21 protein-coding genes and 1 pseudogene are annotated in these 14,333 nt (G+C 31.2%); all 22 read left to right on the forward strand.

The genetic code is table 11. The features are described 5' to 3' along the window. A pseudogene (rplE, locus tag Q8S45_RS08845) lies at window positions 1–133 on the forward strand (50S ribosomal protein L5); the annotation flags it as partial. Window positions 134–136: 3 nt separating this feature from the next. Further along, complete coding sequence (gene rpsN, locus Q8S45_RS08850; protein ID WP_305603860.1) at window positions 137–406, forward strand: 30S ribosomal protein S14; 270 nt, start codon at window positions 137–139, stop codon at window positions 404–406. A 62-nt stretch (window positions 407–468) separates the two neighbouring features. Beyond that, window positions 469–867, forward strand: coding sequence for a 30S ribosomal protein S8 (gene rpsH, locus Q8S45_RS08855; protein WP_305603863.1), 399 nt, complete (start codon window positions 469–471; stop codon window positions 865–867). Between the two features lie 17 nt (window positions 868–884). Continuing rightward, window positions 885–1,430 carry a 50S ribosomal protein L6 gene (gene rplF, locus Q8S45_RS08860; protein ID WP_305603865.1) on the forward strand — a complete coding sequence of 182 codons (546 nt, stop codon included), beginning with the start codon at window positions 885–887 and terminating at the stop codon, window positions 1,428–1,430. A 14-nt stretch (window positions 1,431–1,444) separates the two neighbouring features. Next, window positions 1,445–1,798: a 50S ribosomal protein L18 gene (rplR, locus tag Q8S45_RS08865; protein WP_305603871.1), complete on the forward strand. Its 354-nt coding sequence runs from the start codon at window positions 1,445–1,447 to the stop codon at window positions 1,796–1,798. A gap of 7 nt (window positions 1,799–1,805) precedes the next feature. After that, complete coding sequence (gene rpsE, locus Q8S45_RS08870) at window positions 1,806–2,330, forward strand: 30S ribosomal protein S5 (protein WP_305603872.1); 525 nt, start codon at window positions 1,806–1,808, stop codon at window positions 2,328–2,330. A 14-nt stretch (window positions 2,331–2,344) separates the two neighbouring features. Beyond that, window positions 2,345–2,527 carry a 50S ribosomal protein L30 gene (rpmD, locus tag Q8S45_RS08875; RefSeq protein ID WP_305603874.1) on the forward strand — a complete coding sequence of 61 codons (183 nt, stop codon included), beginning with the start codon at window positions 2,345–2,347 and terminating at the stop codon, window positions 2,525–2,527. 11 nt (window positions 2,528–2,538) lie between these two features. Beyond that, on the forward strand, window positions 2,539–2,991 hold the full coding sequence (rplO, locus tag Q8S45_RS08880) for a 50S ribosomal protein L15 (protein ID WP_305603876.1): 453 nt from the start codon (window positions 2,539–2,541) through the stop codon (window positions 2,989–2,991). 12 nt (window positions 2,992–3,003) lie between these two features. Continuing rightward, window positions 3,004–4,338, forward strand: coding sequence for a preprotein translocase subunit SecY (gene secY / locus Q8S45_RS08885; protein WP_305603878.1), 1,335 nt, complete (start codon window positions 3,004–3,006; stop codon window positions 4,336–4,338). Beyond that, the gene (infA, locus tag Q8S45_RS08890) at window positions 4,338–4,553 is read left to right on the forward strand and encodes a translation initiation factor IF-1 (RefSeq protein ID WP_305603880.1); all 216 of its coding nucleotides are present in this window, start codon (window positions 4,338–4,340) and stop codon (window positions 4,551–4,553) included. Before secY ends, infA begins: the two co-directional genes overlap by 1 nt. Before the next feature lie 10 nt (window positions 4,554–4,563). Continuing rightward, window positions 4,564–4,680, forward strand: a complete 117-nt coding sequence (ykgO, locus tag Q8S45_RS08895; protein WP_081932050.1) for a type B 50S ribosomal protein L36 — start codon at window positions 4,564–4,566, stop codon at window positions 4,678–4,680. Between the two features lie 2 nt (window positions 4,681–4,682). Further along, entirely contained in the window at window positions 4,683–5,057 is a 375-nt protein-coding gene (gene rpsM / locus Q8S45_RS08900; protein WP_305603883.1) for a 30S ribosomal protein S13, read from the forward strand. Window positions 5,058–5,069: 12 nt separating this feature from the next. Further along, window positions 5,070–5,459 carry a 30S ribosomal protein S11 gene (gene rpsK, locus Q8S45_RS08905; protein WP_305603884.1) on the forward strand — a complete coding sequence of 130 codons (390 nt, stop codon included), beginning with the start codon at window positions 5,070–5,072 and terminating at the stop codon, window positions 5,457–5,459. Window positions 5,460–5,544: 85 nt separating this feature from the next. Beyond that, on the forward strand, window positions 5,545–6,150 hold the full coding sequence (gene rpsD, locus Q8S45_RS08910; RefSeq protein WP_305603886.1) for a 30S ribosomal protein S4: 606 nt from the start codon (window positions 5,545–5,547) through the stop codon (window positions 6,148–6,150). Window positions 6,151–6,172: 22 nt separating this feature from the next. Then, on the forward strand, window positions 6,173–7,165 hold the full coding sequence (locus Q8S45_RS08915; protein ID WP_305603887.1) for a DNA-directed RNA polymerase subunit alpha: 993 nt from the start codon (window positions 6,173–6,175) through the stop codon (window positions 7,163–7,165). A gap of 36 nt (window positions 7,166–7,201) precedes the next feature. Beyond that, on the forward strand, window positions 7,202–7,675 hold the full coding sequence (gene rplQ, locus Q8S45_RS08920) for a 50S ribosomal protein L17 (protein WP_305603889.1): 474 nt from the start codon (window positions 7,202–7,204) through the stop codon (window positions 7,673–7,675). A 104-nt stretch (window positions 7,676–7,779) separates the two neighbouring features. Further along, the gene (carA, locus tag Q8S45_RS08925; protein WP_305603890.1) at window positions 7,780–8,880 is read left to right on the forward strand and encodes a glutamine-hydrolyzing carbamoyl-phosphate synthase small subunit; all 1,101 of its coding nucleotides are present in this window, start codon (window positions 7,780–7,782) and stop codon (window positions 8,878–8,880) included. Between the two features lie 153 nt (window positions 8,881–9,033). Beyond that, window positions 9,034–10,320 carry a phosphopyruvate hydratase gene (gene eno, locus Q8S45_RS08930; RefSeq protein WP_305603891.1) on the forward strand — a complete coding sequence of 429 codons (1,287 nt, stop codon included), beginning with the start codon at window positions 9,034–9,036 and terminating at the stop codon, window positions 10,318–10,320. Window positions 10,321–10,493: 173 nt separating this feature from the next. Next, window positions 10,494–11,780: a citrate synthase gene (locus tag Q8S45_RS08935; RefSeq protein ID WP_305603892.1), complete on the forward strand. Its 1,287-nt coding sequence runs from the start codon at window positions 10,494–10,496 to the stop codon at window positions 11,778–11,780. 86 nt (window positions 11,781–11,866) lie between these two features. Continuing rightward, entirely contained in the window at window positions 11,867–12,781 is a 915-nt protein-coding gene (locus tag Q8S45_RS08940; protein WP_305603894.1) for a dimethylarginine dimethylaminohydrolase family protein, read from the forward strand. A gap of 3 nt (window positions 12,782–12,784) precedes the next feature. Beyond that, a complete protein-coding gene (ctlX, locus tag Q8S45_RS08945) occupies window positions 12,785–13,723 on the forward strand; it encodes a citrulline utilization hydrolase CtlX (RefSeq protein ID WP_305603896.1) in 939 nt (312 codons plus the stop codon). Between the two features lie 29 nt (window positions 13,724–13,752). Beyond that, window positions 13,753–14,163 (forward strand): Rrf2 family transcriptional regulator, encoded by a 411-nt coding sequence (locus Q8S45_RS08950; protein ID WP_305603898.1) that lies wholly within the window; start codon window positions 13,753–13,755, stop codon window positions 14,161–14,163. The last annotated feature ends 170 nt before the right edge of the window (window positions 14,164–14,333 follow it).

Consider the following 14,333-nt stretch of genomic DNA (forward strand, 5'->3'; position numbering starts at 1 on the left):
TTTCCCTGAAATTGATATTGATAAAGTAAACAAAATTTCAGGTATGGATATTACTTTTGTAACTACTGCCAAAACAGATAAGGAAGCAAAATCATTATTAGCAGAATTAGGATTACCTTTTAAAAAGAATTAAGTTATGGCTAAAGAATCAATGAAAGCCCGTGAGGTTAAGAGAAAAAAATTAGTTGCTAAATATGCTGAAAAGCGTAAAGCTTTGAAAGAAGCTGGTGATTATGACGCATTACAAAGCATTCCAAAAAATGCTTCTCCAGTTCGTTTACACAATCGTTGTAAATTAACAGGAAGACCTAAAGGGTATATGAGACAGTTTGGATTGTCACGTGTTACATTTCGTGAAATGGCAAACCAAGGGTTAATTCCGGGTGTTAGAAAAGCAAGTTGGTAATATTATAAATTGGTTTTAGGTTCAAAATAATTTTGAAAACCGAAGCCGCAAAATAAAAATAAATGATTACAGATCCAATCGCAGATTATCTAACTAGAGTTAGAAATGCAATTAGTGCAAACCACAGAGTTGTTGAAATTCCATCTTCAAACATTAAAAAAGAAATAACCAAAATTTTATTTGATCAGGGTTATATCTTAAGTTATAAATTTGAAGAAAGCGAAGTTCAAGGAACTATTAAAATAGCTTTAAAGTATAATAAAGATACAAAAGCTTCGGTTATTAAAAAATTACAACGTGTTAGTACTCCTGGTTTGAGAAAATATGTTGGTGCAGATGAAATGCCCCGTGTTTTAAACGGTTTAGGTATTGCAATAGTTTCTACATCACATGGTGTTATGACTGGTAAAAAGGCCACACAAGAACATGTTGGAGGAGAAGTTTTATGTTACGTATATTAATCAAGAACTAAACAGAGATGTCAAGAATAGGAAAAAACCCGATTACTTTACCTGCAGGTGTTACAATAGACATAAAGGATAATGTAGTTACTGTGAAAGGAAAATTGGGAGAGTTAACTCAGGAGATTACAGGAGATATTACAGTTAATGTTGAAGATGGTATTATAGTTTTAGATCGTACTTCTGAAAGTAAAGATCAAAAAGCAAAACATGGTTTATACAGAGCTTTAATTAATAATATGGTTGTTGGTGTTTCTGAAGGATGGACAAAACAATTAGAACTTGTGGGTGTTGGTTATAGAGCTAGCAATCAAGGTCAAGTATTAGACTTGGCTTTAGGTTATTCGCACAATATTATTTTAGAATTAGCTCCTGAAGTTAAAGTGGAAACTGTTTCTGAAAAAGGAAAGAATCCAATTATAAAATTAACTTCATTTGACAAGCAATTAGTAGGTGAGGTTGCTGCAAAGATTCGTTCTTTCAGAAGTCCAGAACCTTATAAAGGAAAAGGAGTTAAGTTTGTTGGAGAATTATTAAGAAGAAAAGCAGGTAAATCTGCATAATAAGTTATAGTATTATGGCATTATCAAAGCTTGAAAGAAGAGTTAGAATTAAGCATAGAATTAGAAAAGTTATTTTTGGAACAGCTACAAAACCACGTTTGTCTGTTTTCAGAAGCAATAAAGAAATTTATGCTCAGTTAGTAGATGACAATGCAGGTGTAACTATTGCATCAGTATCATCTAGAGATAAAGAAATTGAATCAACTGGAACAAAAGTCGACATTGCGAAAGCTGTTGGAAAGGGCATTGCTGTAAAAGCATTAGATGCTGGTTTGGAATCAGTTTCATTTGATAGAAATGGATTTTTGTATCACGGTAGAGTTAAAGCTCTAGCAGACGCTGCAAGAGAAGCAGGTTTAAAATTTTAATTGAATTATGTATCAAAAATACAATAACGTAGAAAGAGTTAAACCTAGCGGGTTAGAACTTCACGATCACTTAGTTGGTGTACAAAGAGTTACGAAAGTAACTAAAGGAGGTAGAGCATTTGGATTTTCAGCTATTGTTGTAGTTGGAGACAAAAATGGTGTTGTTGGGCACGGATTGGGAAAATCTAAAGATGTTGCATCTGCTATTGCTAAAGCAATTGAAGACGCAAAGAAAAACTTGGTAAGAATACCAATTTATAAACAAACCTTACCTCACGAACAAAAAGGTAAGTTTGGAGGGGCAAAAGTGTTTTTAAAACCGGCGTCACATGGTACAGGAGTTATAGCAGGTGGTGCTGTTCGTGCGGTACTTGAACAAGTAGGTATACATGATGTACTTTCAAAGTCTCAAGGATCATCAAACCCTCACAATGTTGTAAAAGCAACTTTTGATGCTTTATTACAATTGCGTAGTGCTGTTACGATAGCAAAGGAAAGGGGAATCTCTTTAGAAAAGGTATTTAACGGATAAAATCGAGGATTAAGATGACAAAAATTAAAGTTAAACAAGTAAGTAGTAAAATTAGACGTCCACAAAGGCAAAAAAGAACTTTGGAGGCTCTTGGTTTGCGTAAAATGAATCAAGTTGTTGAACATGAGGCTACTCCTTCAATCCTTGGTATGGTAAATAAAGTTAAACACTTAATTTCTGTTGAAGAAATTAAATAATATAAAAACTTATGACATTAAATAACTTAAAACCTGCAGAAGGTTCAGTTAAAACTCAAGGTAAACGTATTGGTAGGGGTCAAGGATCAGGAAAAGGAGGAACTGCTGCAAGAGGTAATAAAGGAGCTAAATCTAGATCTGGTTATTCTCGAAAAGTAGGATTTGAAGGTGGTCAAATGCCATTACAAAGACGTGTGCCTAAGTTTGGATTTACAAACATTAACCGTAAAGAATATGTAGGTATTAACCTTCATAAATTACAAGAGTTAGTTGATAATAATAGAATTTCAGATACTGTGACTATTGAAACTTTAATAGAAAATGGTTTAGCTGGTAATAACGACCTAATAAAAATATTAGGAAACGGTGAATTAAAAGCTAAATTAAATGTAACTGTTCATAAATTTACTGCAACTGCAAAAGCTGGAATTGAAGCTGCTGGAGGAACTGCAGAAACATTGTAATTATTATTATAGATGAAAAAATTTATTCAAACCATAAAAGATATTTGGACAATAGAAGAACTTAGAAATAAGATTTTATTGACACTTGGATTTATGGCTATTTATCGTTTTGCCGCACAAGTGCCACTTCCTGGAATTGACATTACTGTTGCTCAAGCTGCGCTTCAAAATCAAACTAGTGGTGGAGGAATTTTAGGACTTCTTGATATGTTTACTGGTGGGGCTTTTGCACAAGCATCAATTGTTGCACTGGGTATCATGCCTTATATTTCTGCATCTATTGTTGTTCAGTTAATGGGAATTGCGGTTCCTTATTTACAAAAACTTCAAAAAGATGGTGAAAGTGGAAGAAAGAAAATCAATCAAATAACTCGTTGGTTAACCATTGCAATAACAATGGTACAAGGACCAGCTTATATTACAAATATTTATCAATTAATACCTTCTGATGCTTTTTATATTAGTGGTGGTATGTTTTGGATTACTTCTATGGTAATTTTAACTGCTGGAACTGTTTTTGCAATGTGGTTAGGTGAAAAAATAACTGATAAGGGTATTGGTAATGGTATTTCACTATTGATTATGATTGGTATTATTGCACGTTTACCAGAATCATTTATTCAAGAATTTGCTGCAAAAATGACCGCTTCTAATGGTGCTTTGATAATGATTCTTTTAGAAATAGTTATATGGTTATTAGTTGTAATGATTTGTGTATATTTAGTAACAGCAGTTAGAAAAATTGCAGTACAATATGCTAGAAAAACAGTAGCTGGAAACATTAAGAGTGTGGCTGGAGTTAGAGATTATATTCCATTAAAGTTAAACTCATCAGGTGTAATGCCAATTATTTTTGCACAAGCAATTATGTTTGCTCCTGCTTTAATGGCAGGATCAGATAATGACATTGTTAAATCTATTGGAATCGAATTTTCAAATATGTTTGGTTTTTGGTATAACATGTTATTTGCCTTTTTAATTATAATTTTTAGTTATTTTTATACTGCAATTACAATTCCAACAAATAAAATGGCTGACGATTTAAAAAGAAGCGGTGGTTTTATTCCAGGAGTTAGACCAGGTAAAGATACAGGTGAATTATTGGATAGGGTGTTATCGTTAATTACATTCCCAGGGTCGTTAATGTTGGCAGCTGTTGCTATATTACCAGCACTTGTCGTTAAATTTGGATTAACACAATCTTGGGCATTATTTTATGGTGGAACATCACTATTAATTATGGTTGGAGTTGCAATAGATACTATTCAACAAATTAATTCTCATTTATTGAATCGTCATTATGATGGCTTAATGAAAAAGGGAACCAAGAGAAAATTATTATCATAATGGCCAAACAATCAGCAATACAGCAGGATGGAACTATTACGGAAGCATTGTCTAATGCAATGTTTCGGGTAGAATTGGAGAATGGACATATTGTTACAGCTCATATTTCAGGTAAAATGCGTATGCATTATATTAAGTTATTACCTGGAGATAAGGTTAAATTGGATATGAGCCCTTACGATTTAACAAAAGCAAGAATTACTTACAGATATTAAAGTATACAGGATGAAAGTTAGAACATCAGTTAAAAAGAGAAGTGCCGAGTGCAAAATTGTACGTAGAAAAGGCAGATTATATGTAATCAATAAAAAGAATCCTAGATTTAAACAAAGACAAGGATAATTATGGCAAGAATAGCAGGTATTGATATTCCAAAAAACAAAAGAGGTGTTATTGGGTTAACATATATTTTTGGAATAGGTAAAAGTAAATCGAAAGAAATTTTAGCGGCAGCTAAAGTTGACGAGAACACGAAAGTTCAAGACTGGACTGACAAGGAGATTAACGAAATTCGTGAACAAGTTGGTAATTCAACTATTGAAGGTGAATTGCGTTCTGAAATTCAATTAAACATTAAACGTTTAATGGATATTGGTTGTTACAGAGGTATTCGTCATAGATCAGGATTGCCTTTAAGAGGTCAAAGAACCAAAAACAATTCTAGAACTAGAAAAGGTAAACGTAAAACTGTAGCTAACAAGAAAAAAGCAACTAAATAATAACTAAATATTATGGCGAAAGTAAGTACTAAAACTAAAAAACGTAAAGTTATTGTTGAGGCAGTTGGAGAAGCGCACATCACAGCATCATTCAACAATATTATTATTTCACTTACCAATAAAAAGGGTGATGTAATTTCTTGGTCATCAGCAGGGAAAATGGGATTTAGAGGTTCAAAAAAGAATACTCCTTATGCTGCTCAATTAGCTGCTGAAGATTGCGGAAAAGTTGCACATGATGCAGGAATGAGAAAAGTAAAGGTTTATGTAAAGGGACCAGGTAATGGTAGAGAATCAGCTATTAGATCAATTCACAATTTGGGAATTGAAGTTTCTGAAATTATTGATGTTACTCCATTACCACATAATGGTTGTAGACCTCCAAAAAGAAGAAGAGTATAATAAAAATAAATTTAACCGATAGGATAAAAATGATTATCGAAGGACTAAGCCTTAATTCATAATCCCTATCATTTAACAATTAAAAATGGCAAGATATACTGGACCAAAAACAAAAATTGCTCGTAAATTTGGTGAAGCAATTTTTGGAGACGATAAGTCTTTTGAAAAAAGAAATTACCCTCCGGGGCAACATGGTGCTAATAGACGAAGAGGAAAAAAATCTGAGTACTCTGTGCAGCTAGCTGAAAAGCAAAAAGCTAAATATACGTACGGTATTTTAGAGAGACAATTTAGAAATATATTTAAAAAAGCTTCAGCATCTACAGGTGTTACAGGTGAAATATTACTACAATTATGTGAATCTCGTTTAGACAATGTGGTTTATAGAATGGGTATTGCTCCGTCAAGAAGCGCAGCACGACAATTAGTATCGCACAGACATATAATTGTAAATGGAGACTTAGTAAGTATTCCATCATTTACATTAAAAGCTGGTGATGTTGTTGCAGTTAGAGAAAAATCGAAATCATTATTAGCAATCGAAAACGCTTTGTCAAATAGAAGCGATGTTTACGAATGGCTTACTTGGAATTCAGAAACTAAACAAGGTAACTTTGTTAGTATTCCTGAAAGAATTCAAATTCCTGAAAATATTAAGGAACAATTAATAGTAGAGTTATACTCTAAATAATTTTAAAGACACCAAATTAATTATGGCAATTTTAAATTTTCAAAAGCCCGACAAAGTAATAATGATTGATTCTACCGATTTTAGTGGTAGATTTGAATTTAGACCTTTAGAACCTGGATATGGTTTAACAGTTGGTAATGCTTTAAGAAGAGTTTTACTTTCTTCACTAGAAGGTTTTGCAATTACTTCACTTCGTGTTGAAGGAATTGAACATGAATTTTCTACAATTAAAGGTGTTGTAGAAGATGTCACTGAAATAATCTTAAATTTAAAACAAGTACGTTTTAAAAAACAAATTGAGGATTCAGATAGAGAAACAGTTTCAATTTCAATTTCAAATCAAAGTCAGTTAACTGCAGGTGATTTACAAAAATATATTTCAAGTTTTCAAATTTTAAATCACGATTTAGTAATTTGTAATATGGAAAAATCTGTTAAACTAGATTTTGAAATTACAATAGAAAAAGGAAGAGGATTTGTTACAGCTGAAGAAAATAAAAAATCAGGTGTTGCTTTAGGAACAATTTTCACAGATGCAATTTTTACACCTATAAAAAATGTAAAATATAATGTAGAGAATTTTCGTGTTGAGCAAAAAACAGATTATGAAAAATTGGTTTTTGATATAAACACTGATGGTTCTATTGCTCCAAAGGATGCTTTAACAGAAGCTGCAAAAATTTTAATTCATCACTTTATGTTATTCTCGGATGAGCGTATCACTCTTGAAGCTGATGAAATTGCACAAACAGAAACATATGATGAAGAGTCTTTGCATATGCGTCAGTTGTTAAAAACAAAATTAGTTGATATGGATTTATCTGTTAGAGCACTAAATTGTTTGAAAGCGGCAGAAGTTGATACCTTAGGAGACTTAGTATCATTTAATAAAAATGATTTGATGAAGTTCCGTAATTTCGGTAAAAAATCTTTGACTGAATTAGATGAATTAGTTCATAATAAAGGATTGAATTTTGGAATGGATTTAAGTAAATATAAATTAGATAAAGATTAATTTAAAACGAACGTTTTAAATAAGATAAGATAAGAGATGAGACACGGAAAAAAATTTAATCATTTAGGAAGACAAACTGCTCATAGAAAAGCAATGTTTGCGAATATGGCAAACTCTTTAATTGAGCATAAGCGTATTAATACTACTGTTGCTAAAGCTAAAGCGATACGACAGTTTATTGAACCGCTAATTACAAAATCTAAAGAAGATACTACACATAATAGACGTGTTGTATTTAGTTATTTAAGAAACAAATTTGCTGTAACAGAATTATTTAAAGAGATTTCTTTAAAGGTTGCTGACAGACCAGGAGGATATATACGTATTATTAAATTAGGAAATCGTCTAGGAGATAACGCTCCAATGGCAATGGTAGAACTTGTTGATTATAATACAACCTATAATCCAAAAGGAACAGCTAAGAAGAAAACTACGAGAAGAAGCAAATCTAAAAAAGAGGATGCTGTGGAGGTTGTAGTTCCAACTGAAGAGCTAAAAGGAGATAATTAATGATAAATCAATAATCATATAAAAAAGGATAAATTAGCAATAGTTTATCCTTTTTTTTTAACTTTAAAATCAAAAAAAAAAACAATCTTAACAGTTTAATTTAAATGAAATACATTACACAAAATAAAGCAGTGTTATTATTGGCCGACGGAACAATTTTTGAAGGAAAATCAATAGGAATTGAAGGAACAGCCTTTGGGGAACTTTGTTATAATACAGGAATGACTGGCTATCAGGAAATTTTTACTGATCCATCTTATTTTGGACAGTTAATGCTCACAACCTCACCACATATTGGCAATTATGGTGTTCAAAGAGAAGAAATTGAATCTGATTCTATAAAAATTTCTGGGCTTGTTTGTAAAAATTTTAGTACAGAATTTTCTAGACCCTCTGGAACCGACAGTTTGAAGAATTATTTTATTGAACATAAAATAATGGCAATATCTGATATAGACACTAGAGCTGTGGTTAGATATATTAGAAATAAAGGTGCGATGAATGCAATTATTTCTACAAACACCAATATTGAAGAATTAAAATTAGAATTAGATAAGGTGCCTAATATGGAAGGCTTAGATTTAGCTTCAAAAGTTTCTACTAAAACTTCATATTATTTTGGCGATGAAAATGCTCCTATTAAAATTTCGGCGTTAGACTTAGGAATTAAGAAAAATATATTAAGAAATTTAGCTGCAAGAGGATGTTACATTAAAGTTTTTCCTCACAACAGCACATTTAAAGAAATGAAAACATTTAATCCAGATGGTTATTTCTTGTCAAATGGTCCTGGTGATCCAGAACCATTAAAAAGCGCCCAAAAAGTTGCGACACATATTTTAGCTGAAAATCACCCTTTGTTTGGTATATGTTTGGGGCACCAAGTTATAGCAATAGCAAACGGTATTTCAACATATAAAATGCACAATGGTCATCGAGGTATTAATCATCCTATTAAAAATTTAATTACAGGAAAAGGTGAAATAACTTCTCAAAATCATGGTTTTGTTGTAAATAAAGAAGAAGTTGAAAGTCATCCTGATTTTGAAGTTACACATATTCATTTAAATGATAATACATTAGCTGGTATGCGAATGAAAAATAAAAATTGTTTTTCAGTTCAATATCATCCAGAAGCCAGCCCAGGACCTCATGATTCTTCCTATTTATTCGATGAATTTATTGAAAATATTAAAAAAAAATAAAAATATAAGTTTCAGTCTGTTAGTCTTTTATCGCACATCCATTTTACTTTATAATTCGAAAACGTTATCGTATTAAAGAGGCTAATTTCTGCATATATTACTCAAAATTATTGTAAATTTGGAGGAGATAAATAATATTAAAACAATTATAAAATGAGTATGATTTTAAGCGTTCACGCGCGTCAAATATTTGATTCAAGAGGAAATCCAACAGTAGAGGTTGATGTAGTTACTGAAAATGGAATTTTAGGAAGAGCAGCAGTTCCATCTGGAGCGTCTACTGGAGAACATGAAGCTATGGAATTGAGAGATGGAGGAAAAGATTACATGGGAAAAGGTGTTTTAAAGGCTGTTAAAAATGTAAATGAAATTATAGCGGAAGAAATTTTAGGAATTTCAGTATTTGAGCAAAATTTTATTGACCAAACAATGATTGAATTGGATGGCACTAAAAATAAATCTAAATTAGGTGCAAATGCAATTTTGGGGGTTTCTCTTGCCGTTGCAAAAGCCGCAGCTAATGAATTAGAAATGCCATTATATCGTTATGTTGGTGGTGTTAGTGCAAATACGTTGCCAGTACCAATGATGAATATTATCAATGGAGGTTCACACTCTGATGCACCTATTGCTTTTCAGGAGTTTATGATTATGCCAGTTATGGCTAAAAATTTCACTGAAGCTCTGAAAATGGGAAGTGAAATTTTTCATAATCTTAAAAAATTAATTCACGATAGAGGTTTAAGCACTGCTGTTGGTGATGAAGGTGGTTTTGCTCCAAAATTTGACGGAACAGAAGATGCTATTGAAACCGTTCTAAAAGCTATTGAAAATGCAGGATACAAACCAGGAGAAGAAGTTAAATTGGCATTAGACTGTGCAGCAGCGGAGTTTTATGTGAATGGAAAATACGATTATACAAAATTTGAAGGCGATAAAGGTGTTGTAAGAACTTCTGAACAACAAGCAGATTATTTGGCAGAATTAGCCTCTAAATATCCAATTATCTCGATTGAAGATGGGATGGATGAAAATGATTGGGAAGGTTGGAAATATTTGACTGAAAAAATTGGACACAAAGTTCAATTAGTAGGTGATGATTTATTTGTTACCAATGTTGAACGATTATCTAGAGGAATTGAAAATGGTATTGCAAATTCAATACTGATTAAAGTAAACCAAATAGGAACTTTGACTGAAACAATTGCCGCTGTAAATATGGCGCACAATGCAGGTTATACATCTGTAATGTCTCATCGTTCAGGAGAAACGGAAGATAATACAATTGCCGATTTAGCGGTTGCCTTAAATTGTGGTCAAATTAAAACAGGATCTGCCTCACGTTCAGACAGAATGGCAAAATATAATCAATTATTACGCATTGAAGAAGAATTAGGAAGTGTTGCTTATTTTCCACAAGACAAAGCATTTAAAATTTAATAAATAATGCAAGCATTAAATAAATTAGAAGCTAGGTAGATACCTAGCTTCTAATTTAATGTAACATCAACTACATTGGCATATCTCCTGATAAAAATCATCTATTTTCAGTTAAAAATCATTAAATTCGTTAAATGATTAACAATTTAATAATATTTATACAATTATAGATTATGCCAAATAAAGCCACATTAGAATTAGACGGTAAAACATTTGAATTTCCTGTTTACCTAGGAACTGAAAATGAAATTGCGATGGATATTAGTTCTCTTAGATCGGTTACTAAAGGATTAATTACTTTAGACACTGGTTTTAAGAATACAGGCTCTTGTTCAAGTAAAATTACTTTTTTAGACGGTGAAAAAGGTATATTACGTCATAGAGGTTATTCCATAGAAGAACTTACCCAAAAAGGAACTTTTTTAGAAGTTGCATTCTTAATTATTTTTGGTGAATTGCCTACAACAGCTCAATTTAAAAAATTTGAGAATGATATTAAGGGGCAATCAATGATTAATGAAGAAATGAAAGACATTGTAGTTGGTTTTCCAAAATCTGCTCACCCTATGGGTATGTTATCTGCTTTAACTAGTGCTTTAACAGCTTTTAACCCAGGAATTGTAAATGTTAATTCAGAAGAAGACATGTATAATGCCGTTGTTAAAATTTTGGGAAAATTTCCTGTTTTAGCTTCTTGGGCGCATAGAAGAAGAAATGGACTCCCATTAAATTATGCAGATAATTCACTAGATTATATTTCAAATCTAATGCAGTTAATGTTTAAAATTCCAACCGAAGAGTATAAAATAAATCCTATTGCGGTTAAAGCAATGGATGAATTATTAATTTTACACGAAGATCACGAACAAAACTGTTCTACATCAACAGTTCGAATCGTTGGTTCATCTGGAGCAGGTTTATTTGCTTCATTGTCTTCTGGTGTTTCTGCCTTGTGGGGGCCATTACATGGTGGTGCAAATCAGGCCGTAATTGAAATGCTTGAAGCTATTCAGGCAGATGGCGGTGATGTTGATAAATACATAGACAAAGCAAAGGATAAAGATGATCCATTCCGTTTGATGGGATTTGGACATAGAGTTTATAAAAATTTCGATCCAAGAGCACGGATTATTAAAAAAGCGTGTGATAATCTGTTTGAAGATTTGAATTTAAACGATCCAATTTTGGCTATTGCAAAAAAATTAGAAGCAGTTGCACTTGAAGATCCATATTTTGTAGAAAAAAAATTGTATCCTAATGTAGATTTTTATTCTGGAATAATATATAGAGCATTAAATATACCAGTTGAAATGTTTACTGTAATGTTTGCGATTGGAAGATTGCCAGGTTGGATTGCACAGTGGAAAGAAATGCGTGAAAACGGAGAACCAATTGGAAGACCTCGTCAATTATATATTGGAGAAACATTAAGGCCTTTTAAACCTTATAACGAAAGATAGTTTCATTTTAAATATTTTTAAAATTATCGTAAAAACCTCATATTAATCTATGAGGTTTCTTTATTTTTACACAAAAAATTATAAATATGTTAAAACTAAATGTTAAGGATGAAACTTCTAGTTTAAAGGCAGTAGTATTAGGAACAGCGATCAGTAATGGACCTACGCCAAAAATAGAAGAAGCTTATGATCCTAAATCATTAAAGCATATTATAGCAGGAACTTACCCTATTGAAAGTGATATGATAATTGAAATGGAAGCTTTTTGCGATGTTCTAAAAAAATACAATGTAGAAGTTTATAGACCTGAAGTAATAAAAGATTACAATCAAATATTTTCCAGAGATATCGCTTTTGTTATAGAAGACAAAATTATCATATCAAATATTTTACCAGATAGAAAAAAAGAAATTGAAGCAATCCAATATGTTTTAGATAAAGTAGATTCAAATAATATAATTAAAACTTCTAATGATATCCATTTTGAAGGAGGAGATGTAATGCTTTGGAAAAATTATATTTTTATTGGAACTTATAAAGGAGATGATTATAAAAATATAATTACTGCTAGAACTAATATTAAAGGCGTTAATTTTATTAAAAATTTATTTCCTAATAAAATTGTTAAAGAATTTGATTTGGTTAAATCAAATACTATTGCTAATGAAAACGCATTACATTTAGATTGTTGTTTTCAGCCGGTTGGCAAATATAAGGCAATAATACATAAAGAAGGATTTAGAGATGAAAATGATTATAAGTTCCTCGTAAATTTATTCGGTGAAGGAAATTTATTTCACATTACAAAAGATGAGATGTATGCAATGTTTTCGAACGTTTTTTCTATTTCAAATGAAGTTGTAGTTTCAGAAAAAAACTTCACGCGGTTAAATAATTGGTTAAGAGATCAGGGATTTATCGTTGAAGAAATTCCTTACGCTGAAATTTCAAAACAAGAAGGATTATTAAGATGTTCAACAATGCCTTTAATAAGAGATTAATTTATGGAACAAATTACAAATACTATTTTAATGATACGTCCTGTCTCATTTCGAATGAATGAGCAAACTGCCGTGAATAATTACTATCAAAAGGTTTTGGAAAGTCTAAATTCTGAAACGGTTCAGTTAAAAGCCTTACAAGAATTCGATAATTTTGTTGATAAACTTCGTGAAGCGGGTGTTCAAGTAATTGTTATTGAAGATTCTAAAGACTCCAATACTCCAGATTCTATTTTTCCAAATAATTGGATTTCATTTCATGAAAATGGTGATGTGGCACTATATCCAATGTTTGCTGAAAATAGGCGATTGGAAAGAAGAGAAGATGTTTTCACTATTTTAGAAGAGCAAGGTTTTGAAATAGAAAATGTCATCGATTATACATTGGCAGAAAAGGAAGGTTTATTTTTGGAAGGAACAGGAAGTTTGTTGTTAGATAGAATAAATAGGAAAGCATATTGTGCTTTATCCCCGAGGGCTGATGAAGATTTATTTATTGAATTTTGTGAAGATTTTGAATATACTCCAGTTCCTTTTGTTTCTTATCAAACAGTAAACGAAAAGAGGTTACCTATTTATCATACAAATGTAATGATGTGTATTGCAGAGGAATTTGTTATTATTTGTTTGGATAGCATTGATGATAAAAAAGACAAAAAAAATGTGATTAAACATTTGAAGGAAGATTATAAGGAAATTATTACAATTTCAGAAACACAAGTAGCACAATTTGCTGGTAATATGTTACAAGTTTTAGGGAACAATGGTGAGAAATATATTGTGATGTCACAATCAGCTTTAGATAGTTTGAACAAAGGTCAACTGAATGCTATTTCAAAATATTGTAAAATTATTTCATCGCCAATAGACACTATAGAAGCATGTGGTGGTGGAAGTGTACGTTGTATGATGGCAGAAGTTTTTTTACCAAAGAAATCTTAATTTAATTTTAATAATTTGTATTTTTAAAAATGCTTTCAAAAAAAACAAAATATGGACTTAAAGCTTTAAGCTATCTTGCCAAACAAGATGAAAATATGCCTATTTTAATTTCTGACATTTCAACATCAGAAAATATTTCAAAAAAATTTTTGGAAAATATTTTATTAACATTAAAAAAGAGTGGAATCCTTTCATCGAAAAAAGGTAAAGGAGGAGGTTATTTTTTGTTAAAAAAACCAAGTGAAATTAAAATTTCCTTTATTATTCGAGTTCTTGAAGGTCCAATTGCTATGTTACCTTGTGTAAGTTTAAATTACTATGAAAAATGCGATGATTGTGTAAATGAAGAGCGCTGTAGTTTAAATAGATTAATGGCAGAAGTACGTGACAGTACTTTAAAAATTCTTGAAAATAAAACGCTGGCAGATTTTCATTGTTAATTCAAAAATTGAAGATAGTGTCTCATATAAATTAAAAGAAGCTGTCTCACAACTAGAGACGGTTTATTTATACTTTTATTTGGAAGTTTTATTAGTTTTTTGTATATTTAATCATTGATATACAGATACTTAACTATGAATTTCAGACATTACAACCAACAACAAACGAT

It is taken from the genome of Lutibacter sp. (genome assembly GCF_030692605.1).
In the GTDB taxonomy this organism is placed as follows: domain Bacteria; phylum Bacteroidota; class Bacteroidia; order Flavobacteriales; family Flavobacteriaceae; genus Lutibacter.